This window comes from Microcystis sp. 0824, assembly GCF_003112475.1.
GTDB classification, from domain to species: Bacteria; Cyanobacteriota; Cyanobacteriia; order Cyanobacteriales; family Microcystaceae; genus Microcystis; species Microcystis aeruginosa_C.
This window is the reverse complement of the sequence record NZ_BDSM01000003.1, coordinates 25,799-51,015: the sequence shown is the minus strand read 5'-3', so window position 1 is coordinate 51,015 and position 25,217 is coordinate 25,799. Positions and strand designations below refer to the sequence as shown.

At 42.7% G+C, this 25,217-nt stretch carries 32 protein-coding genes, 1 tRNA gene and 1 pseudogene; 25 read left to right on the top strand and 9 right to left on the bottom strand.

Features of this window, described 5'->3' with window-relative positions:
• The first annotated feature begins 153 nt into the window (after positions 1-153).
• From N0824_RS00805 to N0824_RS20635, 4 genes are all read left to right on the top strand, one after another.
• The gene (locus N0824_RS00805) at positions 154-993 is read left to right on the top strand and encodes an HNH endonuclease (RefSeq protein ID WP_103112821.1); all 840 of its coding nucleotides are present in this window, start codon (positions 154-156) and stop codon (positions 991-993) included.
• A 734-nt stretch (positions 994-1,727) separates the two neighbouring features.
• Complete coding sequence (locus tag N0824_RS00795) at positions 1,728-2,486, top strand: FkbM family methyltransferase (protein ID WP_108935335.1); 759 nt, start codon at positions 1,728-1,730, stop codon at positions 2,484-2,486.
• Positions 2,487-2,761: 275 nt separating this feature from the next.
• The gene (locus tag N0824_RS00790; protein WP_046661940.1) at positions 2,762-3,004 is read left to right on the top strand and encodes an antitoxin family protein; all 243 of its coding nucleotides are present in this window, start codon (positions 2,762-2,764) and stop codon (positions 3,002-3,004) included.
• A 198-nt stretch (positions 3,005-3,202) separates the two neighbouring features.
• Entirely contained in the window at positions 3,203-3,430 is a 228-nt protein-coding gene (locus tag N0824_RS20635; RefSeq protein ID WP_158269530.1) for a hypothetical protein, read from the top strand.
• A 32-nt stretch (positions 3,431-3,462) separates the two neighbouring features.
• Here the strand turns inward: N0824_RS20635 and bioF are convergent, their stop codons facing one another.
• Positions 3,463-4,620, bottom strand: a complete 1,158-nt coding sequence (gene bioF, locus N0824_RS00780; protein WP_108935334.1) for an 8-amino-7-oxononanoate synthase — start codon at positions 4,618-4,620, stop codon at positions 3,463-3,465.
• Between the two features lie 47 nt (positions 4,621-4,667).
• The gene (locus N0824_RS00775) at positions 4,668-5,027 is read right to left on the bottom strand and encodes a DUF6464 family protein (RefSeq protein ID WP_002765174.1); all 360 of its coding nucleotides are present in this window, start codon (positions 5,025-5,027) and stop codon (positions 4,668-4,670) included.
• Positions 5,028-5,441: 414 nt separating this feature from the next.
• Between N0824_RS00775 and N0824_RS00765 the strand changes: the two genes are divergently transcribed.
• Positions 5,442-5,990 (top strand): RDD family protein, encoded by a 549-nt coding sequence (locus N0824_RS00765; RefSeq protein WP_108935332.1) that lies wholly within the window; start codon positions 5,442-5,444, stop codon positions 5,988-5,990.
• 401 nt (positions 5,991-6,391) lie between these two features.
• A complete protein-coding gene (locus N0824_RS00760; protein ID WP_002795807.1) occupies positions 6,392-6,667 on the top strand; it encodes a hypothetical protein in 276 nt (91 codons plus the stop codon).
• Positions 6,668-6,904: 237 nt separating this feature from the next.
• Here N0824_RS00760 and N0824_RS00755 read toward each other — a convergent pair.
• Both N0824_RS00755 and N0824_RS00750 read right to left on the bottom strand, forming a co-directional pair.
• Positions 6,905-6,978, bottom strand: a tRNA-Arg gene (locus N0824_RS00755).
• Between the two features lie 166 nt (positions 6,979-7,144).
• Positions 7,145-7,336 (bottom strand): hypothetical protein, encoded by a 192-nt coding sequence (locus tag N0824_RS00750; RefSeq protein ID WP_104396538.1) that lies wholly within the window; start codon positions 7,334-7,336, stop codon positions 7,145-7,147.
• Between the two features lie 206 nt (positions 7,337-7,542).
• Between N0824_RS00750 and N0824_RS00745 the strand changes: the two genes are divergently transcribed.
• Positions 7,543-10,068: a mannose-1-phosphate guanyltransferase gene (locus N0824_RS00745; RefSeq protein ID WP_108935331.1), complete on the top strand. Its 2,526-nt coding sequence runs from the start codon at positions 7,543-7,545 to the stop codon at positions 10,066-10,068.
• Between the two features lie 79 nt (positions 10,069-10,147).
• On the opposite strand, the gene N0824_RS00740 is transcribed toward N0824_RS00745, so the two are convergent.
• Positions 10,148-11,530, bottom strand: a complete 1,383-nt coding sequence (locus N0824_RS00740; protein WP_108935330.1) for a flavin monoamine oxidase family protein — start codon at positions 11,528-11,530, stop codon at positions 10,148-10,150.
• Positions 11,531-11,639: 109 nt separating this feature from the next.
• Between N0824_RS00740 and N0824_RS00735 the strand changes: the two genes are divergently transcribed.
• Positions 11,640-12,488, top strand: a complete 849-nt coding sequence (locus tag N0824_RS00735; protein ID WP_108935329.1) for a M28 family metallopeptidase — start codon at positions 11,640-11,642, stop codon at positions 12,486-12,488.
• Between the two features lie 234 nt (positions 12,489-12,722).
• On the opposite strand, the gene N0824_RS00730 is transcribed toward N0824_RS00735, so the two are convergent.
• The 4 genes from N0824_RS00730 to N0824_RS00715 form a co-directional block, all read right to left on the bottom strand.
• Positions 12,723-13,139 carry a putative toxin-antitoxin system toxin component, PIN family gene (locus N0824_RS00730; protein ID WP_108935328.1) on the bottom strand — a complete coding sequence of 139 codons (417 nt, stop codon included), beginning with the start codon at positions 13,137-13,139 and terminating at the stop codon, positions 12,723-12,725.
• Positions 13,129-13,365: a hypothetical protein gene (locus tag N0824_RS00725; RefSeq protein WP_002799399.1), complete on the bottom strand. Its 237-nt coding sequence runs from the start codon at positions 13,363-13,365 to the stop codon at positions 13,129-13,131. The genes N0824_RS00730 and N0824_RS00725 overlap by 11 nt, the downstream gene beginning before the upstream one ends.
• 447 nt (positions 13,366-13,812) lie before the next feature.
• The gene (locus N0824_RS00720) at positions 13,813-14,505 is read right to left on the bottom strand and encodes a helix-turn-helix transcriptional regulator (RefSeq protein WP_108935327.1); all 693 of its coding nucleotides are present in this window, start codon (positions 14,503-14,505) and stop codon (positions 13,813-13,815) included.
• Positions 14,506-14,518: 13 nt separating this feature from the next.
• The gene (locus N0824_RS00715; RefSeq protein ID WP_046661931.1) at positions 14,519-14,800 is read right to left on the bottom strand and encodes a ParB N-terminal domain-containing protein; all 282 of its coding nucleotides are present in this window, start codon (positions 14,798-14,800) and stop codon (positions 14,519-14,521) included.
• Positions 14,801-14,915: 115 nt separating this feature from the next.
• On the opposite strand from N0824_RS00715, the gene N0824_RS00710 reads away from it, so the two are divergent.
• The 17 genes and pseudogenes from N0824_RS00710 (at position 14,916) to N0824_RS00635 (ending at position 25,191) form a co-directional block, all read left to right on the top strand.
• On the top strand, positions 14,916-16,679 hold the full coding sequence (locus N0824_RS00710; RefSeq protein WP_108935326.1) for an SWIM zinc finger domain-containing protein: 1,764 nt from the start codon (positions 14,916-14,918) through the stop codon (positions 16,677-16,679).
• Between the two features lie 173 nt (positions 16,680-16,852).
• The gene (locus N0824_RS00705) at positions 16,853-18,964 is read left to right on the top strand and encodes a TIGR00300 family protein (protein ID WP_108935325.1); all 2,112 of its coding nucleotides are present in this window, start codon (positions 16,853-16,855) and stop codon (positions 18,962-18,964) included.
• 159 nt (positions 18,965-19,123) lie between these two features.
• Positions 19,124-20,488, top strand: a pseudogene (locus N0824_RS00700) (GUN4 domain-containing protein); the annotation flags it as partial.
• Positions 20,468-21,136 carry a GUN4 domain-containing protein gene (locus N0824_RS21810; RefSeq protein ID WP_373276087.1) on the top strand — a complete coding sequence of 223 codons (669 nt, stop codon included), beginning with the start codon at positions 20,468-20,470 and terminating at the stop codon, positions 21,134-21,136. The pseudogene N0824_RS00700 and the gene N0824_RS21810, both read left to right, overlap by 21 nt.
• 51 nt (positions 21,137-21,187) lie before the next feature.
• On the top strand, positions 21,188-21,400 hold the full coding sequence (locus tag N0824_RS00695; RefSeq protein WP_002743287.1) for a hypothetical protein: 213 nt from the start codon (positions 21,188-21,190) through the stop codon (positions 21,398-21,400).
• Positions 21,387-21,659: a type II toxin-antitoxin system RelE/ParE family toxin gene (locus N0824_RS00690; protein ID WP_108935323.1), complete on the top strand. Its 273-nt coding sequence runs from the start codon at positions 21,387-21,389 to the stop codon at positions 21,657-21,659. Before N0824_RS00695 ends, N0824_RS00690 begins: the two co-directional genes overlap by 14 nt.
• Positions 21,660-21,740: 81 nt before the next feature.
• Entirely contained in the window at positions 21,741-21,950 is a 210-nt protein-coding gene (locus N0824_RS00685) for a hypothetical protein (protein ID WP_002769523.1), read from the top strand.
• A gap of 5 nt (positions 21,951-21,955) precedes the next feature.
• A complete protein-coding gene (locus tag N0824_RS00680) occupies positions 21,956-22,162 on the top strand; it encodes a type II toxin-antitoxin system HicB family antitoxin (protein ID WP_108935322.1) in 207 nt (68 codons plus the stop codon).
• A gap of 267 nt (positions 22,163-22,429) precedes the next feature.
• Positions 22,430-22,858 (top strand): hypothetical protein, encoded by a 429-nt coding sequence (locus N0824_RS00675; protein WP_108935321.1) that lies wholly within the window; start codon positions 22,430-22,432, stop codon positions 22,856-22,858.
• Positions 22,855-23,067 (top strand): hypothetical protein, encoded by a 213-nt coding sequence (locus tag N0824_RS00670; RefSeq protein ID WP_002763392.1) that lies wholly within the window; start codon positions 22,855-22,857, stop codon positions 23,065-23,067. Before N0824_RS00675 ends, N0824_RS00670 begins: the two co-directional genes overlap by 4 nt.
• Positions 23,068-23,198: 131 nt before the next feature.
• Positions 23,199-23,432, top strand: coding sequence for a DUF433 domain-containing protein (locus N0824_RS00665; RefSeq protein WP_002775448.1), 234 nt, complete (start codon positions 23,199-23,201; stop codon positions 23,430-23,432).
• A gap of 192 nt (positions 23,433-23,624) precedes the next feature.
• Positions 23,625-23,876 carry a hypothetical protein gene (locus tag N0824_RS00660; RefSeq protein ID WP_108935320.1) on the top strand — a complete coding sequence of 84 codons (252 nt, stop codon included), beginning with the start codon at positions 23,625-23,627 and terminating at the stop codon, positions 23,874-23,876.
• Positions 23,869-24,168, top strand: coding sequence for a hypothetical protein (locus N0824_RS00655; RefSeq protein ID WP_108935319.1), 300 nt, complete (start codon positions 23,869-23,871; stop codon positions 24,166-24,168). The genes N0824_RS00660 and N0824_RS00655 overlap by 8 nt, the downstream gene beginning before the upstream one ends.
• Before the next feature lie 30 nt (positions 24,169-24,198).
• Complete coding sequence (locus N0824_RS00650) at positions 24,199-24,393, top strand: hypothetical protein (protein WP_002743274.1); 195 nt, start codon at positions 24,199-24,201, stop codon at positions 24,391-24,393.
• A gap of 49 nt (positions 24,394-24,442) precedes the next feature.
• Complete coding sequence (locus tag N0824_RS00645; protein WP_024968524.1) at positions 24,443-24,763, top strand: DUF6883 domain-containing protein; 321 nt, start codon at positions 24,443-24,445, stop codon at positions 24,761-24,763.
• Between the two features lie 12 nt (positions 24,764-24,775).
• On the top strand, positions 24,776-25,012 hold the full coding sequence (locus N0824_RS00640; protein WP_002743276.1) for a DUF4926 domain-containing protein: 237 nt from the start codon (positions 24,776-24,778) through the stop codon (positions 25,010-25,012).
• 14 nt (positions 25,013-25,026) lie between these two features.
• Positions 25,027-25,191 carry a hypothetical protein gene (locus N0824_RS00635; RefSeq protein WP_002743277.1) on the top strand — a complete coding sequence of 55 codons (165 nt, stop codon included), beginning with the start codon at positions 25,027-25,029 and terminating at the stop codon, positions 25,189-25,191.
• The last annotated feature ends 26 nt before the right edge of the window (positions 25,192-25,217 follow it).

Genomic DNA, 25,217 nt, shown 5'->3' with positions numbered 1-25,217 from the left:
CACGCTTTTGGGCGTGATATCGGGAAAAGTTCTGGCGATTGCGCCTAAATGGAGTGATATGCCGAAAGTTGAACCATATCTTTACTCTGGAGGGTGTTATACAGAAAGTTGACCTATAGTATGTAGTTGGGCAGCTAAAAAGAAAGAATAAATATGAGTAAAGAACTAACAAGAAATCAAATATTTGAAATTTTAGATACGAAACCCACTAATCCTAGATGGTCTTGGTGTGCAATCTCACCCGATCATAAACGGGCTATTTTTACTTTATGGGATGATAAAATTAGAGATGGGAAATATAAATTTTTATCCAGAAGTGATCCATTAAGAAATCGTCCAGGGGAAAACGATCAAAGACGAATATTAGAGCTAGTAACTGAGAAAAATATTTTGACCTATGGGTTGGTGTGCATCGCTAAGGATATAACAGCATCTCCTAGAAGCATTAAAGAAATTGATAATAGTTATATTTTAAATATTAAGATCAATAAAGACAATGGCAATTATGTTGCCATAATTAAAGAAAAAACTTTGATACTGGAAATTGTTAATGAAATTAAGAAAGAGAATAGAAAATCGCTTTCTTCAATAGCCGACTTACCGATTGGCTCAGAAATTCCAGATCGTGCTAATAGGGTTACATCATCATTCGTTAGAGACAATAAGGTTAGAAAATTTGTGTTAAATCGCGCTGGCGGACAATGTGAATATTGTGGAAAAATAGGTTTTGAAATAAAAGATAATAAATACTACATTGAAACGCATCATATTATAGCCTTGGAAAATAATGGTAAGGATACTATCGATAACGTTATTGGCCTATGTCCTAATCATCATCGGGAAGCGCATTATGGTATAGATGGAGATAAATTAGAATTAGAATTTATAAAAATATTAACCGCGAAAATGAAAGCTGCCCAACAAGGCGATGCACCGGAGCCAGCGACTAAGGCGATTTCTGCTTCGCAACCATCTATTGCGCCGGCCCGGTGATCTTTGACGTTATGCAGATTTAGTGCGATCGCCGATCTTGTAGGGTACGTTCCCTAATGTGGCTCCTGCTGCTCCACCGATCGATTTTTGGGGAACGCACCATGCACATTTACTGCAGCTGTGATCCCAAATCCCGTTACAATAAAATGAGTAAAGACGAGGTTTTAGACCCGATTTTTTTGATACCATTTAGTGAATAATCGACCTCTGGTAAGCTAGGGAGCGCCAGAGCAGGGAGAGCAGAGCGTTTGTACTAAATTTTTTATGTCTTTTTTCTCCTCCTGTCTCGGATTCTCCTCACCTAAGGTCAGATTTTTGATTTTTGCAGGAGATTTATAGCCGTTTTCACAGAAGTTAGTCCCGATTGAATCTATCAAGGGATTTACCATACCTTACCCGAAATAATAGTGAAATTTTGTGACAAAGTGCAGCCAGATATAAGAATCTTTGCTAGATTTCTAGAAAGCTTCTGTGATAAGTTTCCTTAAAGGATGCTTTTTGCAGTAAGCTAATCTGGCTAACACGCTTTTGGGCGTGATATAGGGAAAAGTTCGGGCGATTGCGCCTAAATAGAGTGATATGCCGAAAGTTGACCCATATTGTTACCCCAGAGAGTGTTATACAGAAAGTTGACCTATAATACGTAGTTAGACCGCAGTCTTTTAGTGGTAGTGGTTCTGTCTGCTTTGGGGCTGCAATTGGCAGCAGGTTGAGTTCATAGCTGTGGCTAAAACATGAAAAAGAAAATACGACAATTTATTCGACAACTAGGCTTCGACATCGTTAAGTACTATCCCTCAGCATTTGATCGAGCTAAGGCGATTGATACTCAACGTAAAGGTTCACGATTTTTGAAGCTATTGACCCTCTATGAAGTTGACTTGGTTTTAGATGTAGGAGCAAACATTGGGCAATATGCTCAGGGTCTTATTGAAATTGGGTATCAAGGTAAAATTGTTTCCTTTGAGCCTCTCTCATCTGCTTATGAGAAGCTAGTTATTGCAAGTAAGAACTACCCTAACTGGGAAGTTGCAGAACGTTGCGCGGTTGGCAATACAACTGGTGAAGCCACAATTAATATTTCTGGTAATTCTGAAAGTAGTTCAATACTGGGTATCTTACCTGCTCATGTAGACGCGGCTGGTAGATCAGCTTACATTGATTCTGAAGTAGTCAAGGTGAGGCGGTTAGATGAACTAGTGAGCCACTGCTTTTCCAATTTCCAAGCGCCGTTTCTCAAAATTGATACACAAGGGTATGAAGATAGAGTTCTCCAAGGTGCATCAGGAATTCTACCCTCAATTCAAGGAATGTTTTTAGAAATGTCCTTGGTTCCTCTATATGAAGACCAAGTGCTGTTTGAGGAGATGCTAAGCAATATTAATGAAATGGGGTTTTCCCTTTATAACTTGACTCCTGGATTTTATGATTATCGTACAGGAAGACTGCTTCAGGTAATGGGGACATTTTTTAGAGATAAGGAGCAGTTTTAGATGAGATCACTTTGAGTGCTTTCACCCACTAGCTATTAAGAAGCCAATAGATCACCGTAGGGTGCGTTCCCTAATGTGGCTCCTACTGCTCCACCGATCGATTTTTGGGGAACGCACCATGCACATTTATTGAAGCTGTGGGTTTAAGTGCGATGCCGCTCTTGTGGGACCAGTTGAGGAATGTTAGCGTTGGTTAAAATAGAGGGGCAATCCTGTAGGCTAGACTGTAAGCAGCTAACTAAATCACCCCTAATTCTTGTGATAGAGATTTCCCCATGCCCCAAGCCTTGAAAGCGATTTATCATAGTGGTACGTTCATCCTTCAAACAGCTTACGATTTACCTGAAGGCACTGAGGTGGAGCTTTTTGTCAAATCACCTCAAATTATTCCCCCAAAGATTACCGATATTGCGGCTAGGCAGAATTTTTTAAGACTGCTTGTTGAGCGAATGCAACAAAACCCCATTCCCTCTGATGCTCCCCAGTTTACGAGAGATATGTTGCATGAACGCCGTTGACACAAATGTTTTAATTTACGTCAATGATTCGCGTTATCCTAGTAAGCAGGCAATCGCAGCTTCTCTAGTAGCTAATCTGACAGAGGGAGTTTTAATTTGGCAAGTTGCCTGCGAATATTTAGCGGCAAGCCGCAAACTTGAGCCATTTGGGTATTGCCTATCCTTTGCACACCCAACGAACTGATCGGAGATTAAGTCATGTGGACAGATGAAATTGTCGAGGAGATCCACCGAATCCGTGAAGAGTATGCCAAGTCCTTCAACTATGACTTGGATGCAATCCTTGCAGACCTACGCAAAAAGGAAGCAGCAAGCGGCAGAGAAGTCGTAAACGTATTGCGAAAGCCCAGTCTAACAAGTCGTTGGAGCGGCCAGGCTAGAGAGCTTGATGATGGGATCAAGGATGCTAACCGCCGCTCAACTTAGTTGTTCCCCACTTCCCACGAAAAACTTTTTCTCTATGTGGGGAAAGATTCGCCAATAGACTGGACAAGAACCTCTAGATGGGCGCGGCTATGGGTGGCCATGGCAGTAAACCGCAGACGACTGGTGGGAACGGTAGGAGGACGAATTGCGGGGGCAAAAATCCCCTTTTCTAGCAGTTTTTGGGATAATTCTAGGGCTTGACCCGGATTGGCTACCGGTAAACATAAAATCGCCGCTTCCGAAGGCAATATATTAAAATTATTTAAGTTACTCTTGACAAAATTAATATTTTGGTGTAGGCGTTGGCGACGTTCCGGTTCCAGACGAATAATCTCTAAAGCCATTCTAGCGGCGGCGGTGTCGGCGGGGGATAAACCGGTAGTATAAATCCAGGTGGCGGCGCGATTGCGGATAAAATCGATAATTTTGGCGTTTCCGGTCACATACCCCCCTAAACTGCCCAAAGCTTTACTCAGGGTTCCCATCTGAATTAATTCCCGTCCCTGACAACCACAATATTCCACGCAACCTGTGCCATTTTCCCCCATAACTCCGGTGGCGTGGGCTTCATCCACCAAAACCATACAATCATAAATCTCAGCTAGAGCAAGAATTCCCGCTAGGGGACAGATATCCCCATCCATACTAAACACTGTATCAGTGAGGAGCAAACAATGACGATAGTGATGACGGTGGGCTAATAACTGATTTTCTAAATCTTCGAGACTATTGTGCCGGTATTCTTTCACCGTGGCACCGCTTAACTTGGCTCCATTTTTGAGGCTAGAGTGATTGTATTGATCTCCTAAAATCAGGTCTTTCTGCCCCACTAAACAGGTAATTGTCCCCAAATTGGCTAAATATCCCGAACTAAAAACGATCGCGTCTTCGCTATTTTTAAAGGATGCGATCGCTAATTCTAAATCTCGATGAATATCTCGGTGTCCACTTAATAGACGCGAGCCGGTGCTTCCAGTTCCATAGCGTTGTGTGGCTGCTATGGCTGCCGCGATCATTCTTTCATCGGCTGCTAATCCCAGATAATCATTACTGGCAAAATTAACCAGCGCTCGACCCTCTAATTCTATAACGGCTCCGCCCCGGCCTTGAATGGTTTTAACCCTTCGATACCAATTGGCCTGATGGAGGGTTTTTAAGCTATCCTCGATCCAAGAGTAAGGATGATTCATAGGCGATTTGTCAATACATAGTCAGATTATTCCCGAAAAAGGCTCTTTTAAGGGTTAATAGTTTCGTAAAAACGACAATCTTGACAGGGACCAGAGGGGTTAATCGCACAGCGTAACAGTTCGGATCTGGCGTTAAAACGACAACTAGCATCCCCCATCACCCAACGTCCTTCAATCAAACTTTTTTCGTTAGGAGTGGGAGCAGTTTGTACATAAAGGGAAATTTTGCGTAAACAATAGCCACCAATCTTGTATTGGTACTGGTGGTGACGTTCCAAAACTGCGTAGGTTTGTCCTTTTAAGGCCAAATAATTACCCGGTTGTGGCATCCAATCCAACTGTATCTCTCCCAAACTTTGCCGCGGATGGGTTAGAATAACCTCCGTTAGTAATGAATCTTGCTCCATGATTATCCCTGTATTCTGGGCTACCTTTGCTCAATGGTAGCTTAGATCTCCGAGTCGATTAATAATTATATCTCCTGCAAAAATCAAAAATCTTCGGTTAGGTAAGCAGACTCCCAGACAGAAGACTCCGAGACAGGGGGAGAAAAAAGACAAGGGACAACTATCCTAGAATTGCCAATTTCCCGATTGGAGTAGAAGATAAACCGCAGGATTTTTCCGAGAATTGACTTTAAACCTCTTGCATAATTAATTTTTCCGGGTTCAAAAACGGCAAAAATAAGGATTAAATCGCATAAAGTGTGTAAATAGACCATTTAACTGATTATTATTCATTCTTAATTCTCCTGACTACTGACTACTGGCTACTGACCCCTAACCCTAACAACAATTTTTGATTTTTACAAGAGGTCTTTTATGGTTTACCCCATCCCGCCTGAAGATAATCTACCGCAAAAATTTCCGAAAATTCCCTTAGATCGTCGGGCCTATGCTTTCCTGATCGACTTTGCCTCGATCTGGTTTTTAAGCTCCTTTGCTAATAGTGCGCCTGTACTGCAATTCTTCCTTTTTCTCCTGATTTGGTGGTGTTTGCGGGTGTTATTGGTGGCGCAGAATCAGGGTCAGAGTTTAGGACGTTGGGCCTTGGATATGAAGGTCATCGATCTGCGACTTCAGCGTTTACCCGGAATTTTGGAGTTAAGCAAACGAGAGGCGATCGCTGGTGGCGGGGCAGCTTTAATGATGGTAGGGTTAAATACTTTTTTTGGCAATCCTTTAAGCTTGATTTTACTATCTTCGCCCCTTTTCGCCGATTGTGGTATGGCGATCGGTGATGAGCAATTGAACCGCGCTTTCCACGATCGCATCGGTGGCACGATTGTTATTCCCACCCGTCGAGGTTTTTCTCTCGATCTACGTTTAAGAAGGCTTTGGTATCAAGTTAAGGGCAGAATGAGAAGATAAATATCAGTGATCAGTGATCAGTTATCAGTGATCAGTTTTAAGTTTTGAGTTTTGAGTTTTAAGTTTTGAGTTTTGAGTTTTGAGTGAGCAGTATTATAGCAGTTTTCATCAGAATGAGGTATGGGCAAAGGGCTTAAGCCCTTTGTTGGCAAAACTTGTCGATACCTCAGTAACGTGAAAAGTGCTATATGTGGGTTTTCCTGTAACGGAAAACCCTTGATTTTGTCTCCCTGACTTGGTAATAGTCAGGAAAGATTAAGGCTCCTGATGAGATCGCATTACAGGGGGAATTTAGGGAATCGGATCAGCGTTGGCATCGAAAAGCCCATAATTAAAGTTATTCCCCCATCCGACGGGCATCGGTGGGGGACAAGAAATTAGTCTATTAGGAGTTTACCAAAATGTCAGAAGACAGATTAGAGCGGATCGAGAAAATAGTGGAATCGAACGCTCGCGCTATTCAAGCCCTAGCTGATGCCGTCGCTAGTGACCGCGAAGAACGGAAACAGGAGAAAAAAGGGCTTTACGATTACCTAGCTCGAATAGCAAGCGCACAATCAGATTTTTATGAGACTCAAGCCGATTTTTACCGGCATCTAGAGAGAATGGATGATCGACACGCTCAAATGATTGAAATCATCCGACAGATTAACGAGAACAGAAGCGATCAAGCCTAACCTCTAGAAGTTGCCCGTAGCCGCGCCTACGGGCTTAATTAAGCCCGTAGATATTTTGATAATGAACGCTATAGCAGTTTTCATCAGAATGAGGCATGGGCAAGGAGCTTAAGTCCTTTGTTGGCAAAACTTGTCGATACATCAGTAACGTGAAAAGTGCTATAAATAGCAGTTTCCCAGCATCTTTTCACTGTTTACTGGACGGCTACGCCGTGCCTTTGGCAACACTGAAAAAGGCGGGATCGGCCGGGATCGAACCGGCGGCCTAGTGCTTAGGAGGCACTCGCTCTATCCAACTGAGCTACGACCCCTTTTTTCCCTAACCATAATAAGCCATCCACAGCTAAATTGCTGATCACCATGGATTATTTAAGGGTTTTTTTGGGGGGGGGGTAATCTCGACTAATCCAGCAGAAAACGCCTCGATACCCACCCCCTTTTTTGTTTTATGGCTGCAACCTTGGCAGTATGTTAATTTTATTTGCCCTTGAGGGCTTTTTGAAAATTCTTGCGGTAGGCGGGATTAACAGCCAACAGAAGCGGCCAGAACAGTGTTAGAGCTAAACGATTGGGTAAACTGGAACTAAAGTTAGTGCTTCTGTACCCATTCCAGAATTTCCAACCACCGACACCATAAAAAATTATTAAGATAAAAACAACGAGTCTCATGCCATCTCATCCTTGAATTTAGACAATTCACACCTCCCATTTTAAGCTTGGGTTTTGCCGACTTGGGAAAAGAAAATATTGTCCTGAATCCGGGAGACAGTGTTAGAATGCCGGTTAGGAACTAGCTCGATCGAGATAGGAAAACTAAAGCCATAATTTGCAAAAACTATTTAAAAACGGCGAAAAGATAGCCTTGGGAGGAAGTTATGCGAGCGGTACTAATGGCAGGTGGTTCGGGGACAAGATTACGTCCGCTTACTTGTGATCTTCCCAAACCGATGGTCCCGATTCTCAACCGTCCGATCGCCGAACATATTATTAATTTACTGCGAAAGCATGACATTACTGAAATTATCACCACCCTGCACTATCTCCCCGATGTCATGCGCGATTACTTTCAAGACGGCAGCGACTTTGGGGTAAAAATCACCTACGCTGTGGAGGAGGATCAACCCCTAGGCACCGCAGGATGTGTGAAAAATATCGCCGAATGGTTAGATGATACCTTTCTGGTGATTAGTGGCGATAGTATCACTGATTTTGACCTGCAAAAAGCGATCGCATTCCATAAAAGCAAAAACTCGAAAGCAACCCTCGTCCTGACGCGGGTTCCCAATCCGATCGAGTTTGGGGTAGTGATTACCGACAAAGAAGGCAGAATTCGCCGTTTTATCGAAAAACCATCCACCAGCGAGATTTTTTCCGATACTGTCAACACCGGAACCTATATTCTCGAACCAGAAGTCCTCGATTATCTCCCCTACAAAGAAGAAGTCGACTTTTCTAAAGATTTGTTTCCGCTGCTGCTGCAAAGGGGCGAACCTATGTATGGTTATGTGGCCGACGGTTATTGGTGCGATGTCGGTCATCTGGAGGCCTACCGAGAAGCGCAATACGACGCTTTATCTGGCAAAGTTAACCTAGAATTTCCCTATCGAGAAAAATCCCCCGGGGTGTGGGTCGGTACTAATACCTATATCGATCCTAGTGCCCAGATCGAGGCACCGGCCATGATCGGCAATCATTGCCGCATTGGTGCAAATGTTCTGATCGAGAGGGGTTCGGTTATCGGCGATAATGTCACCATCGGTGCCGGTTCCGATCTGAAACGTCCCATCCTCTGGAATGGTGTAGTGATCGGAGATGAGGTCAATTTAGCCGCTTGTACGATCGCTAGGGGAACCAGAATCGATCGACGGGCCCAGGTACACGAAGGTGCGGTGATCGGACAATTATCGATCGTGGGGGAAGAAGCGCAGATCAACTCTGGAGTAAGAGTCTGGCCGAGTAAACAGATCGAATCGGGAGCCATCCTCAATATTAACCTGATTTGGGGAAATACTGCCCATAAAAACCTCTTTGGTCAACGAGGAGTATCGGGCCTGGCTAACATCGATATCACGCCCGAATTCGCCGTTAAACTGGGGGCATCCTACGGTTCCATTCTAAAACCGGGGTCAACGGTAATCGTCTCCCGGGATCAACGTAGTGTCTCGCGCATGGTCAGTCGATCGCTGATTGCCGGTTTAATGTCCGTGGGAGTTAATATCCAAAACCTACAAGCGAATGCTTTACCGATTTCGCGGACTTTAGTGTCTAAATTAAACGTAGTCGGTGGCATTCACGTCCGTATCCATCCCGATCGCCCGGATTTTCTCTTAATCGAGTTTTTAGACGAAAAAGGGATTAATGTTTCCAAAGCGAGGGAAAAGAAAATCGAAGGGGCCTATTTCAAAGAAGATCTGCGACGGGTGGGAATGCAGGACATCGGCAGTATGTCCTATCCGGCTGATATTCTCGATAATTACCGCAAAACCTTTGAAACTCAGCTAAATGTGGAGGCTATTCGCAATAGTAGTTCCAAAATCGTCATTGATTACGCCTACGGAGTCTCGGGAGCAATTTTACCAGAATTACTGGCTAAATTTGGCTGTGATGCCGTGGTTCTCAATGCCAGTTTACGTCAGAATGCCCTTTCCATGCAGGAAAGAGAGTTACTAATCCATCAATTGGGCCATGTGGTGGAGGCCCTGAAAGCGAACTTAGGCGTACAAGTTTCGGCCAACGGGGAACAATTAGTCCTCGTCGATGAGAGTGGTTTATCGATTCGCGGGGAACAATTAACTGCTTTAATGGTGAATACAATTCTGACCGCCCATCCTCGCGGTACAGTGGTAGTGCCGGTTCATGCTTCTAGTGCCGTGGAACAGATCGCACGTCGTCACGATGGCCGGGTGGTGCGGACAAAAGCCAGTCCTAGCGCTTTAATGGAAGGATGTCAAACTAATCCTAATGTGGTTTTAGGAGGATCTGGGCAAACTGGGTTTATTTTTCCGCAATTACATCCCGGGTTCGATGCCATGTTCAGCGTGGCGAAACTTTTGGAGATGTTAACCATTCAGGAACGTTCTCTAGCTCAGGTGCGGGCCGAGTTACCGCGCATTTACAATAAGAATACGGCGGTGCGTTGTCCTTGGAAAGTCAAGGGATCCCTGATGCGCTATCTAGTGGAAACTCACGCTACTGATAATCTAGAGTTGATCGATGGGGTGAAGGTGATTAATCCCCTTAATGATGACTGGGTGTTGATTTTACCCGATGCCGGAGAACCTTTAGTACATATCTATGCTAACAGTGAGCAGCGGGAATGGGTCGATCGGACAATTAAAGAATATCGTCATCGTGTGCAGTATTTCGTCGAACATTACCAGGGCGAAATAGTGATGATTTAAGAGTTTTCTGCCCTATTAGCCCCGAAACTTGACTATGATGACTTTTTTGACCTAAAAGGTGGCGTAGCCCTGTAGATGCTCATTTTTCGCGTAAAAGCAAGGCGATTCGATCGGCCGCTGCCTCACCGGTGCGGATCGCTCCCTCAAAAAATCCCGGCCAGCGATCGGCCATTTCTGTGCCGGCCCAGTGAATCGGTCCGACGGGAGTAAAAAGAGCCTCGCCGAAACTTGTCCAGACTCCGGGGGGCATAAAAGCGGCATAGGCTCCACCAGTCCAGGGATCCCCGGGCCAATCCACCTCATCGTAACTGATCGGGAAAAGTGCCTCTTGACCGAAATAAATAGCTAAATCCGAGAGGACGGCGGCACGACGCGCCGGGCCACTCATGGAGCGCCAACGGTTATAGCGATCGCCAACCACAAAGGTGGCGATTACCCCGACGCCGGTTTCGGGATCGGAACTATCAGCACAGAGTTCCAACCATTGACAATTCCCTTGAGCAAGTCCCGCTAGTCCCTGTTTTCGCCAGAAAGGTCGCTCATAGGAAATCAGGACTTTAGCGCAGCATCCCATCGGTACTCGTTGGGTTAGTTGTTCTCGCTGGGGTGGCAGCGGGGGATGATAAATAATGCGGCCGGCAAGATGGGGCGGCATGGCAATGATGGCAAATTTGGCGGTAAAAGTGTTCTGGCTGGTTTCTACGGTCACGCCGGCCGAGTCATAATTAAGGCGAAAAACCGGTTCCCCCAGTCGAATTCGCTCTCCTAATTCCGCCGCGATCTTGTCGGGAATTTGTCCGGCTCCGCCATGGATCAGTTCGGCTTCTGGATGTTCAGCTTGAGGGGCGCAATTTTGTCCCCAAAGAACGTGCAGCAGTGAGACTTGCTGGGGTTCGGCTGGTCCGAGAAACCCGACGGCACGGGCCATATAAGCAAAATACCATTGACCAAAATCTGTGCTGGTGTTTTCTTCAATCCACTGGGCAAAAGTTTTACTGTCTAGTTTTTTGGTGTGATCGTTGCTTTGGGGATAACCTGAAGGTAGGGTTTTGGCTAGTTCTTGAAAACGCGCCCATGCTGACATCGCATCTTGCCATTCTGCCATGCCGATATCGGGTACTTCTCCCTCGTGGAAACCTTGAAAAAAACCATTGAATTCATAGCGTTTGTTGTTAAAGACTAGGACGGTTTTTCCCTGATTGGGAGAGGGAAAACGACGTATTTTATACTCATCAAGGAGGGCTAAAAAACGCTCTTGGGTTGGGCCCACCCACTGACCACCTCGATCGATCCACTGTCCCGAGGGGAGATATTGTCCAGACATTCTGCCACCGTAACGATTTCGCGCTTCAATTACCAGAACTTGATGACCTTGCCTCTGGAGATTCCGCGCGGCGATTAATCCCGCTAATCCCGCCCCGACCACGATACACTCATAGCTAGTCAATTGGAGATTGGTCATGATTTTAGCCCCACAGAATACCTGATAATTAACAATTATTATTCTCCCCGATTTTTCCCTCAGTTTCTCTATCCATTGGCTCTTTTAATTAAATTATCTGCTACCATCAATGTTTGATCTTCTTAGCGATCGCTTAAGCCAACACCTAGAACAAATTGTCCGAGAAAGAAACCCTTTTTTCTCTAGTCAAGGACATTTTTATGTGCGAGAATACCTGCGGCAAGAGTTAGGCAATTGGGGAAAAGTTGAATCACATTTTTTCTCATTTCAGGGAAAAGTTTACGAAAATTTAATCTTGGATTTGCCTAACAACAGTCAAAAACCTCCGATTTTAATTGGCGCTCATTATGACACGGTGCCGGGGTCGCCGGGGGCCGACGATAACGCCACGGGATTAGCGGTATTATTAGAATTAGCGAGGTTTTTTGGGGAGAATCAGGCTAATTATCCAATTCGTTTAATTGCCTTCGATCTAGAAGAATACGGATTACTGGGGAGCATTGCCTACGCAGAAAAATTAAAACAAACTAAGCAGGATTTAAGGTTAATGTTATCCTTAGAAATGCTCGGTTACTGTGATAAAAATCCCCATTCTCAAAAATATCCAGCTTTTCTAGAATATTTTTACCCCAACACTGGGGATTTTATCGCTTTGATTGGCAATCTCAAAACCCGCAAGGATTTAAATTTTCTCAGTCGAGTCATGAGAGAAAATCAGACTTCCTGCGAGTGGTTGCCGGTAATTTTTGGAGGTTATATCGTCCCCGATACTCGACGCAGCGATCATTCTCCCTTTTGGAGTCGCGGTTATTCGGCAATTATGGTGACAGATACGGCTAATATGCGTAATCCCTATTATCATAGTTCTCGGGATACAATCGCTACTTTAGACTTAAATTTCCTAACACGAGTGTGTCAAGGTCTCTGTTTTGGATTGCAATCTTTACCGATAAGATAAAAGTTAGCGTTAGCGTAACGCACCAATCCCAGTGAGAAACCCAACATTATTGACGACATTGGTGTGGTTGGGTTTCGCTTAAGCGTCGCTAATATTTGACAGACAAAAGTTATTATTGCTCAACCCAACCTACTGCTTAAGTCACTTGTCTTGGCAAAATTAAAGTCTATCCCGTGTTTTTCGATATCGATGTTGTTCTTTCGATCATCTCACTCAAACTGGATTTTTTGTACTTCACCGCCGAACAATTTTTAAAAATTCCCTTGGTGTAACGATCTCTGTTTTCCCATAGCGTTGCAGTATAAGCAAATCATTGTCACCAGTAATCAGATAGCGTGCTTCCCCACTGGTTGCCAGATTTAGGAATTTATTATCGTCTCGATCTCGGCAAATTTCAGTGTGGTCAGTAGGTCTAATCAGCAGCGAAATTTCCAAAATTCTTACTAGCAGTTGTTGGCGCTGCTCCAGTGTAATGTACCTCTCGAACTTTGGGAGAAGAAGTTTTGTGACCAACTCGCCTATGGTTGCGGGACTTTGCAGAATAATAAAGTTATTAATCGCGTATTCTACAGCCAAAGCTGGTGTTGTCGTACTGCTTAAGGCGAAGCTTATAAAGACGTTCGTATCGATAACTATGGGTTCACGATTCATCTACTAAAAGCTCTTCCAACTTCTCATCAGTCAATCCCTGACTCTTGGCATAAGCACGAATTTCATTCACCACTTCCATCAAGGCTTGGGTGGTTTCCTCCTGTTCGTTTCCCGTCATCTCATGATTCTCGATGGTGAAATCGACACACGCATGAGCAGACAAACCTAACTGCTCGATCGCTGTGGGGATCTCGCTAATTTTAACGTTTCGGATCGTTGCTTTCATCGAAAATTTTGGGTCTGAAACCCCGTCGTAGAACGACGGCTTTACTGTTAAATATGAGCATCGTTTACGAAATATATGCTAAAATGTGAGGCTTAGTGCGGTTGGGTTTCGCTTAAGCGTCGCTAATAGTAGTATCCTAACATCGGCAACAAATAAACCTCCGCAAACCATCTGTAACCATTGCTGGCGAACAGAATTTCGTTGGACGATCAGTAATGTGGTCAAAACAGTTATCGTAGGGCGTTGACATATTTTTTTCTCCGAATCAGATATCATCTTAACCGTTCAGAGGGCGTTTATCAAGCCGCCATTAGTTTTGTAATGGGGATTTATACCCCGCTCCAAAAACTTTTCGCCTTAAGGCGAGGTTTTCGACTCGATTTTTTCGATAAAAGCAGACCACGGGGTAATTTTTCACAGCACTAAAGCTCTGCAAGAATTATCACTTTAAGCGGTGACATTTTCTGTTTCTGCTGGTTGAATTTCCGGCATTTCTACTTTAATTAAACTCACTCTAGCACGATAAAGTAGTTTTTCCCCATGACGATAGCCCCGATAACGCACTATAACGGGTGTACCGATTGTTGCTTGACCATCGATCAATTGATGGATTTGCGGATCGTAACCGACATGATCACCGACACTGTGAATTGGTTGCACTCCCCAGCGCTCCAGTAACTGCATAATCGGTTTAACTAGGGAGAGGATTTTGACGGCTGCTAGGTCGGGATTTTTGCGGGCAACGGCCTCGGCCGTGGGCCATTGAACTAACCAAGATTCGAGCGCTTCGATGCTTTGACGTTGAAATTCTGCGGCTAATTCTTCTTTTTGCTGGTCTAATTGTTGCTGTAAATTTTGATACTCTTGTTCGAGAATTTTTAATTCCCCTGAACGATCCTCTGTCCCCATCGTCGGGATTTGAAAATGAGCGAGGAGATCGCTAACTGGCAGCTGCAGCGCATTAGCTAATTTCACCAAAGATTCAGAGGATAATTTGGCGATTAAACCATGGCGAACTCTCTGCAATTGCCAAGAAGATAGACCCGATAACCGACTCAATTCTTCTAGGTTTTTACAGCCAATTTCTGCCATTAACTGCTCTAATTTTTGCCGATGATATTTATATAAGGAATCATTCATGGGACTTCTCAGCTTAAGCGATGTGTTTAGCTAAAACGGATTTAGGAGCGCGACGAACTCGACAGAGAATTGTTGCTTTACCGAGACGCTGATGTGCTGCAAAGCGATGGCAACCGGAAAAACCGTAGTAGTTACCATCCACCTCCAAAACATCGATCGGTTCGCGTAATCCCTCCTCAGCGATCGATTGCATCAACTGATTAACTTTTTCGGGATCGGTTTGTCGCGGTAAAGGACGACGAATTTGGGACAGAGGAATGTTTTTAATTTCCATAGTGTTTTTACTATAGCACATTTAGGCTAAACTGAAGATAAGTGGACTCGGTTGCTGATGCAGTGGTCCGCCTCGCTGCCGGCAGTTTTCTTGCCACAGACAAGATTTTATTCCTAAATCCTCTCCTTTGCTGACTATGACTATTCCTCCTATCAATGAAAAAATTATCCGGCAAAATAGCACCAATGCTTCCTATCAGCGCGGTCAATATTATTACGATAAAGTTGCAGTTATTTCTCTTTGGCAACGGGGGCAAAATCTACAAGCTTTAGTGAGTGGTAGTGAGGTTAAACCCTATCGAGTTGCCATAGATTTTAACCAAGAAAACCTTGAAAATGTCTCCTGTTCCTGTCCCTACGATTATGAGGGTTGGTGTAAGCATATTGTGGCGGTTTTATTAACCTGTTCTCGCCAACCAGAATTAATTATCAAAAAAGCCTCTCTAGAGGAGTTATTGACACCGATCGATGAAAGTAAATTAAGAAAATTGCTTAATCATTTAGTGGCTAAACACCCAGAAGTTATCGAGACAATTGATAAGTTTTTAGTGCCAGCTACCCCACTTAATAAAGCGGTAGGAAAGATAACTATTAATATCAAAACTTATCGTAATACTGTCCGTAATGAACTGCGGCAATTCCTGCGAGCGATCGAAGAAGATTACTACGAAGAAGATCCAATTTCTGATGAAATTTATGCCCTAGTGGATGAGGCTAAAGATTATTATCAAAAGGGAGAACCAGATAATGCGATCGCTATTTTAGAAGCAATTATTAGCGCCTGTATCGAGGAATGGGATGATTTAGAAGATTACGGTGCTGTCAATGATGATTTAAGTGCCAGAATCGATCGAGTTCTAACTGAGGCAATTTTAAGTAAAGAATTTAATCCCCAAGAAAAGCAAGATTTAAGGGAAAAGATCGAGCAATGGCAAGATGAATGGAGTGCCGATTTTGAGATGAGTTTAGCAGCCTTACAACAGGGGTGGGACGATCCTGTTTTAGAGAAGATTTTACGAGGAGAATCGGCTAATTTTTCAGAAATGTGGTCAGGGAATATCCCCCATTATGCCCAAAAATTAACTTCTATTCGCTTAAAAATTTTCGAGCAGCAGGAAAAAGATCAGGAATATTTGAATCTAGCTTTAGCTTCAGGACAAGTGGTAGAATATCTAACTAAGTTAGTCTATCTTGATCGCATTGACGAAGCGATGGCAGCGGCAAAAAATATGATAACTAAAAACGATGAAGCTTTCTTTTTTGCCAAAGCTTTACGGGATGAATCCGCACCAGAATCCGCCCTAATAATTGCTCGAACTGGTCTAAATTTCCCAGGGAATTATTATTATCAATTAGCTCTCTGGACAAGTGAACTAGCGCAATCTTTAGGGGATATAGATACAGCTTTGGCTGCTAGAATTAAGGCATTTCAAGACCAACCTTACTTTTCCCATTACCAAAAAATTGAGTCTTTAGCGGGGGAAGATTGGCCCGATTTAAAATTAGACTTGTTAGATTACTTGCGCGAGTTTAGCGGTGGACGTTCCACAGAGGCTAAAATTGATATATTTCTCCACGAAAATTTAGTTAGAGATGCAATTAAAGTCGTTTCTGATAATTCCTATGTGCAGTCTCACCTAATTTGGCGGATAATGGATGCGGCTGCTACCGTGGATCCTAACTGGGTGATCGATCACGCGCGTCCTCCTGCGGAAAAGATACTCGACGAAAAAAAGGCTGATCGCTACGAAGAAGCGATTAAATGGCTGAAAAAAGCTCATAATGCCTTTTATATGTCGGGAAGACGGGAAGAATGGCAAACTTATCGGGAAAGTTTAATTAAGGAACACGGACGCAAATCGAAATTTATGGGGTTATTTAAACATCAGGATTTACAATAATTTAAGCTCCTAGCCGTCAGTTATCGGCTAAAATAAGCCTGTTTTTAGCTTGTAGAGCGGAAATTGTCCTAATCTTAGGCCTAGTGACATTTCGGGGCAAAGTGGAGTATAATGGAAGATTGGTCTAAACTTATCTCCAGACTACTTATACTGAATATTCATTGTCAAAAAATATGACTGAAACTATTCGCTTTTTGATGTGTTCTCCCGATCATTACGATGTGGATTATGTGATTAATCCTTGGATGGAGGGCAACATTCACAAATCTTCCCAAGAAAAAGCTAGGCAACAATGGCAGCAGCTTTATCATGTTCTCAAAGATCGGGCGCTCGTGGATTTAGTCACACCAGAAAAAGGCTGGCCCGACATGGTTTTTACCGCTAATGCAGGTTTAGTTCTGGAAAAAACTGTCGTTCTCAGTCGCTTTTTACACAAAGAAAGACAGGGAGAAGAACCCTATTTTAAACAGTGGTTTGAAGATAACGGTTTTACGGTTCATGAACTGCCAAAAGATTTACCCTTTGAAGGTGCAGGAGACGCATTATTAGATCGGGAAGGACGTTGGTTATGGGCAGGATATGGCTTCAGAACTGAGTTAGATTCCCACCCTTTAATCGCTAAATGGCTCGATATCGAGGTTTTATCCTTACGTTTAATCGATGAACGTTTTTATCACCTTGATACCTGTTTTTGTCCCCTTAGTGGCGGTTATCTCCTCTACTATCCCGATGCTTTTGATGCCTATTCTAATCGGTTAATTGAGTTAAAAATTCCCGAAGAAAAACGCATTATCGTTGAAGAAGCCGATGCGGTTAACTTTGCTTGTAATGCAGTGAATATCGGTCAAGTAATCGTCATGAATAAAATTAGTGACGACTTACAACATAAGTTAGCGTCAAAAAGCTTTGAAGTGGTACAAACTCCCCTAACGGAGTTCTTAAAAGCAGGAGGAGCCGCTAAATGTTTAACCCTGCGTACCACCGAACCCTTAATTCCAGACCATCACGCTAATGTCACCATTGAAAGTCGCATTCTCCAGCTAGAAGGTCATCTGCTCGACGCGGGAATTATGAATAAAGCTCTCGATGTTGTGGTGGGAAATGGGGGCAGCTTCAAGGTATTAAACTTCACCTTAGGGATTGAGCGCCAAAGTACCTCCTCGGCCGAAGTGCGCGTTTCTGCACCCTCTCACGAGGTAATGGAGGAGATCATGGTACAATTGATCGACCTCGGTGCGGCCGCTCGTCCCCAAGAAATCTGTGATGTCAATACCGCATTGGTGGCACAAGATGGGGTCGCTCCCGATGATTTTTATGTCAGCACCATCTATCCCACGGAAGTGCGGGTTAACTGTGAATGGGTGCGGGTGGAAAATCAACGCATGGATGCAGCCATCGTCGTCACTGAAGGTGCGGAAGGCAAAACAGCGAAATGTACTCTGCTGCGGGATTTAAAAGCTGGCGATCGCGTCATGGTGGGAGTTGAGGGCATCCGTACTATCCGACAGGCGGAATCCAGGGAACAACGCAACAGCACCCAGGAATTTACCTTTATGGGTGCGGGGGTTTCCAGCGAGCGCCGAGTCGAGTTAACCGTCGAGCAGATTGCCTGGGAAATGCGCCAAATTCGCGACCAGGGCGGTAAAGTGGTAGTAACGGCAGGTCCGGTGGTCATTCACACTGGAGGAGCGCAACATCTCTCCCGTTTAATCCGCGATGGTTACGTTCACGCTTTACTGGGGGGAAATGCGATCGCAGTTCACGACATGGAACAGGCGATCATGGGTACTTCTTTAGGGGTAGATATGCAGAAAGGCATCCCGGTGCGCGGTGGCCATCGCCACCACCTCAAGATTATCAACCTCATCCGTCGCCACGGCAGCATCGCCAAAGCTGTATCGGCCGGGGTATTGACAAAGGGCGTAATGTATGAATGCGTCAAGAATAATGTCCCCTTCAGTTTGGCCGGTTCAATTCGCGATGATGGTCCGCTTCCGGATACGGAGATGGATTTAATTAAAGCACAGGAAGAATATTCCCGCTTAATTCAAGGTGCAGACATGATTCTCATGCTCTCTAGTATGCTCCATTCCATCGGTGTGGGCAATATGACACCGGCGGGGGTAAAAATGGTCTGTGTTGATATTAACCCGGCCGTGGTGACAAAATTAAGCGATCGAGGTTCCGTAGAATCCGTGGGTATTGTCACCGATGTGGGTTTATTCCTGAGTCTGTTAACCCAACAGTTGGATAAGTTAACCCGTCCCTTGGTAGAAACGGTTTAAAACCGCAAATAGATATCGGGTGGGTTACGCTTTGCTAACTCACCTATTTTTATCGATATTTTCAAGCAATTATCAGAGAAAATTTGCCCACTAGAGTCGCCCTAGCTTGCTTTCTTTTTCTATAATAAGTGTTAATCTTCCCACGCTTTTCAAACGGCTATGAGTCTCTGTCTCAATCCCGATTGTTCGCACAAAAACACCCCCACGGATAATTTCTGTCATAAGTGCGGTTCTCAATTACTGCTCAGAGAACGTTATCGAGCGCTAAAATTAATCGGTCAAGGGGGTTTTGGTAAAACATTTCAAGCGATAGATGAGGATAAACCTTCAAAACCCTATTGTGTAATTAAACAATTTTTCCCGTCAGCGCAGGGAACAGGAACTTTACAAAAAGCAGCAGAATTATTTAAAGAAGAAGCGATTCGTTTAGATAGTTTGGGAAGATACCCACAAATCCCCGAACTTTACGCCTATTTTACCGGTAATGACGGGAGACAATATCTCGTGCAGGAATATATCGAAGGACAAAATCTAGAACAAGAATTAAAACAGGAAGGAGTATTTAACGAAGCCAAAATTAAACATCTTTTGTCAGAGATTTTACCGATTCTAGAATTTATTCATAGTAAACAAGTAATTCATCGCGACATTAAACCCGAAAATATTATTCGCAGAAAAAGCGATAATAAATTGATTTTAGTGGACTTTGGCGCAGCAAAATTTGTCAGTCCTTTAAATCGTTCCATCACAGGAACAATTATCGGTTCTGCCGAATATATTGCCCCAGAACAGGGTAATGGCAAGCCAGTTAATGCCAGTGATTTGTATAGTTTGGGTGTAACTTGCCTTTATTTATTAACTGGAATATCTCCCTTTGATTTATTCGATGGGGGGGAACACCAATGGGTATGGCGACAGTGGTTAGTTAATAATCCTGTTAGTAATGAGTTAGGGAATATTCTGGATAAATTAATCGAGTTTGGTACAAAAAAACGCTATCAATCCGCCTCGGAAGTGTTGTCAGCTTTGCAGATAAAAACATCAGTCTCTATACCCCAGACAACTATTCAAAAACCCGTTAATCCCGTTATTTCCGTTACTCAAACTCCCCCATCTATTCAGCTTAAAAGTGCCAAAGGAATCGATTATCGGAACTTAGAGGATTTACTGAAACGGCAGCAATGGAAAGAAGCGGACGAGGAAACTGCGAACTTGGTACGAAAAGTAACTAATCGTGTCAAAGACTGGTTAAGAGATGAAGATATACAGAAATTTCCCTGCGAGGATTTGCGAACTATTGACCAATTATGGGTTTATTACAGTAACGGAAAATTTGGCTTTTCTGTGCAGGGGCAAATCTATCGAGAAATCGGTGGCATGGAAGAATATAATGAAATAAATTGGGATATTTTTGGCAGTTTGGTAGGCTGGCAAAAAAATAATAGTTGGAATTGGCAAGATATTAATTATAGTTGGCAAGCACCTCAAGGTCATTTGCCGCTAATACGCTACGGTTATAAGGGAGAAGGAAGTTATATTATCTATCATCTAACCTCAAGAATATTTGTTTGTCAGACTTCTAGTCACCAGATTATTAATCAAAAACAACCTGTAGCAACAATTATTCAATCTCCCATTATTTCCGTTCCTCAAACTCCCCCATCTATCCAGCTTAAAAGCGCCAAAGGAATCGATTATCGGAACTTAGAGGATTTATTAAAACTGCAGCAATGGAAGCAAGCGGACGAGGAAACAAGAGTCGTGATGCTACAGGTAGCCAATCGCACAAAAGAAGGATGGCTACAGGTAGAGGATATCGATAATTTTCCCTGCGAGGATTTGCGAACCATTGACCAATTATGGGTTAAATATAGTGGCGGTCGCTTTGGTTTTTCCGTGCAGGCGAAAATCTACCGCGAACTCGGTGGGACGCGGGAGTATAATGAAAGAGTTTGGGACGCTTTCGGAGATAGAGTAGGCTGGCGGATAAATAACAGCTGGATAGAGTATAAAGATGTTATTTTTGATTTCAAAGCACTGCAAGGACATCTTCCTGCTGATGTTCCGATATGGCGGTGTGGAAATTGGCATGACCCGATTTGGTGGAGTTCTTTTCCAGCTATCAAGCGTGGAATCAATCTCTTCTCTCGCGTCGAGACTTGTAAAATGTAACATATAAAGGTAACAGCCAATTTTTAAGAATTGTATCGGAGGGAAAACCAAATGCTAGAAATTAACAAAAGCTATGTATTAGACAAAGATCAAAAGCCGATTGCCGTTCAGATTCCCATTGCTGAATTTGAAAAAATCGAAGAAATCCTAGAGGATTACGGACTAGGAAAACTCATCGAAGAAGTTGAAAATGATCAAATCCTAGACAAAGAAAAAGCCTTACAATATTTAGAGTTGCTTAAAAATAAAAATGTGGAAGGTTGAATACAACAAGAGATTTTTAAAAGAATTAACCTCCTTGCCAAAAGACATACAATCTCGCGTTGAGTTGATCGTATTTTACCAGTTAGAAACTGACAATCCTTTTGAATTAGACTATCTCGATAAAATGAAAGGACATAAAGATAAATATAAAATTAGAGTTGCAGATTATAGGATTGGCCTGACTATTGATAAACCCAATCAAACCATCATCTGTCAACGAGTCGCACATCGTAGAGAAATTTACAAAACTTTTCCTTGATAGAAAAATACCGCTATCTTTATCTGTCAATTGCTTTCTAATCATTTTAATCGATGAACAGGGAAATTGGAACTTTGAATTATGAAAAAATCACCTTCGGAAATGACTAACGCAGAACTCCGTCAGTATCTTTCGGAACATCGAAATGAAGAAGCTATTTTTAGTGAAGCACTAGAAGTATTATTAAGCCGAAAAAAAGACGGGTTTAAATATCCCGCACCTCAAACGATGTCCTATAAAGAAATAGAAACGATTTTCAAGGAAAAATTAAATCAAATAATTGAGGAATAGAAATCGTGTGTTATGCGATTATTATCGAAAAAGCTGAAAATAACTATTCCGCTTATGTTCCCGATTTACCCGGTTGTGTTACTACTGGTAAAACCCTAGAGGAAATCACAGAAAATATGAAAGAAGCAATTCAATTTCATCTGGATGGTTTACAAGAGGAAGGGCTGCCAATTCCCCAACCAGCCACCTATTGCGAGTATATCGAAGCGTAACCGATCACCTGCATCCTGTCCGCAACTTTTATCTGTTAAGTGCGATCGCTGATCTTGTAGGGTGCGAAAACGCGCGTGTAACGCACCGCTAATGTTTGGGATAAAATGGAGAAGTTTCAATGCGATCAAGTGCGATCGCTATGAGAAATGATCGAGGTCAAGCATGACAGTGCAATAACTTCGTTACAGAGATAGGATAGTAGAATAGAGGGGGCTACCATACCGCTGCTTCAGGCTTTGATTTAGTCTTGTCGATCAGTTATTATCATCAAAGAAAAAGTGTACTTGGATTCCACGGTTCCGAGTTATTACTTTGATGAGCGTGAAGCTCTAAAAACTTTTACCGAAATCACAAGGAAGTGGTGGTCGGAGATGTCCAGTTATTATGATTTATATATTTCGGATGCCGTGCTTCAAGAACTAACCAACGGAAACTATCCGCGTAAAGCTGAAATTATTCATTTGGTTTCGACGATTCCTTTACTACCGCCGACTTCTGCTCTTGAACAAGTTGTCGAGTTTTATCTTGCCTATGCCAGCTATTTCGACATTCAATATCTCGTTACTTGGAATTGCAACCACCTAGCGAATGCTAACAAACGGAAGCATATTCGCGTTATCAATGCCCGCCTTGGTTTGTCAACACCTGAAATTGTCACACCACTTGAACTATTCAAAGAGGAGAATAACTTATGATCCACTCAGAGATTTTGCAAGAAAAAGATAAAACTCAAACAAGATTATCGGAGGAATGCACGTCTATCCATGACTATTTAGTTAAGTCTCGCATTGCTGCGGAAAAGGCTGCGGAATCCTACGGGTTTACTCTCAAGTATGCTGAAGAAATTCATAAAATTCGAGAAGAACACACCAAAGCTTTCAACGTCAACACAACAGCCTCTTAGGTTGGCTTGAGCGAAACGCTATAGATTGATTCTGATTAATTGCCAATTCATTGCCAACACAAGAGTTAGGGCGATAATGATTCATGGCTGTATGTAACAATACAGAATAAGTTTATCTCAGGAGTTCCACAGTGATTAAAGAGCTAGACCGTATTACTGTTAATCCACAAATATGTCTTGGACAGCCAACGATTCGAGGAATGCGTATCACTGTAGGATTTGTTCTGAAACTGTTGGCTAGTCAGTTATCTATTCAGGAAGTCTTAGAGGCTTATCCAGAGTTAGAAGAGGAAGATATTCGTCAGGCTCTTAATTATGCAGCTTGGGCTGTATCCGATTATATCGTTAGCTTCACTTCGGCATGATTTCTTATTCCGAGGCTCTGCCTTAGAACACCATATCTAAGGCTCTACCTTAAACCAGTATTCAGGTAGAAACTGAAGAGAGCGTTCCCCGGTAGAATATGGGAACGGGATAAAATTGTCAAATCCATATCTTCTCGTGCATCGATTAAAATATAGTTATTAGTTAATATCCATCTCACAACAATTTAAATCATGAAAGGTATTCAGTATATTGTCGATGAAACAGGAGAAAAAACAGCAGTTGTTATCGATCTAAAAGAATGGGGTCAACTGTGGAATGAGTTTTATCAAAATTTACTCGATCGCTCTCCCGTAAACGAAGACTGGATAAATCGATCGCCTTTTCGAGAAAAATTAGATCAAGCTCTGACATGGAATGCTAATCATCCACCGCAGTTATCAGATCTAGAATCCCTAGAGAGGAAACTTGAAAATAATGAGTAAGGTTTTACTTGATCTAAACAATCCAATTTTTCAGCGAGATTTATTCAATTTACCCAAAAGTGAAGCATCATCCGCTCTGAAAACTTTCAGGAAAATTTCTCAACTAACTTGGGAGCAGTTATATCAAGATCAAGGATTAAAATGGGAGAAGATTAATTCTAAAAAAGGTCAAAAAGGAGAAAACTTGTACAGTTTTAGAATCACGCAAAAATGTAGAGCAATTGCTACTAGAGAAGGTGATTATTTACGAATACTTTCTTTACATTCCGATCACGATTCAGCTTATCAATAATAATCTAGAGAACTTTTAGAGGAACTACAAATGCTAGAAATTAACAAAAGCTATGTATTAGACAAGGATCAAAAGCCGATTGCCGTTCAGATTCCCATTGCTGAATTTGAAAAAATCGAAGAAATCCTAGAGGATTACGGACTAGGAAAACTCATCGAAGAAGTTGAAAATGATCAAATCCTAGACAAAGAAAAAGCCTGGCAATACTGCCCGTATATACTGTAAAATCTATTTTATAGAAGTCTATAAAGAAATTGGCTAAATTACAATATAAATGCCTTATTTAAATCCCAATGCGACAATCCCACCAGCTAAATTAACCCGGTATTTGCTAGTTTTACAACCCAAAGATGATAAATCAGGCTTTCTGGCACAAGCAGGATATAATTTAGACAACTGGCAGGTATTGGAACAAGATTTAAGACGTATTCTTCTCAACGAGGCCACCTTAAATAAACAAACAAAGTTCGGTGATATTTATGAAATTAAAGGACTTTTACAAGGGGTGAACGGGATAAACTTACGAGTCTCTACCTATTGGATTATCGACTCACTTACGAAAGAAACAAGATTTGTGACTTTATTACCAGATTAAAAGAGTTAGACTATGAAATTTGATATGTTTTCCGAAGTTCAATTAACCGAAGATTTGCCAGAATCTAATTTGTCTCGTGGCACTCACGCGATTATCGTGGATTATTGTCCTCGACCCGAAGGCCAAGAGGATGGCTATGTTTTAGAAGTGTTAAATAATCAGGGAAAAGCCTATACAGTTATCGCTGTAGAAGTTTCCAAGATTGAATCGATTCAAAATCTTAAACAAGATGAATTGCAAATTATATAATTCTGTTATTCTTAGTGGATTTAATCCCCCATCCTAGCAATGGCGAAATGGGAGCAATTTTAGAGGTTTTTAACGCTCTCGGTGAGTCAATTTCAGTAGTTACTGTGCCAATTTCGGCAATTAAACCCCTACAAGCAAATGAAATATTTACCGTCCGCTCTTTAGTGAAAGTTGAGTAAGTTAAAATCAAAGAGAATATCCCTAT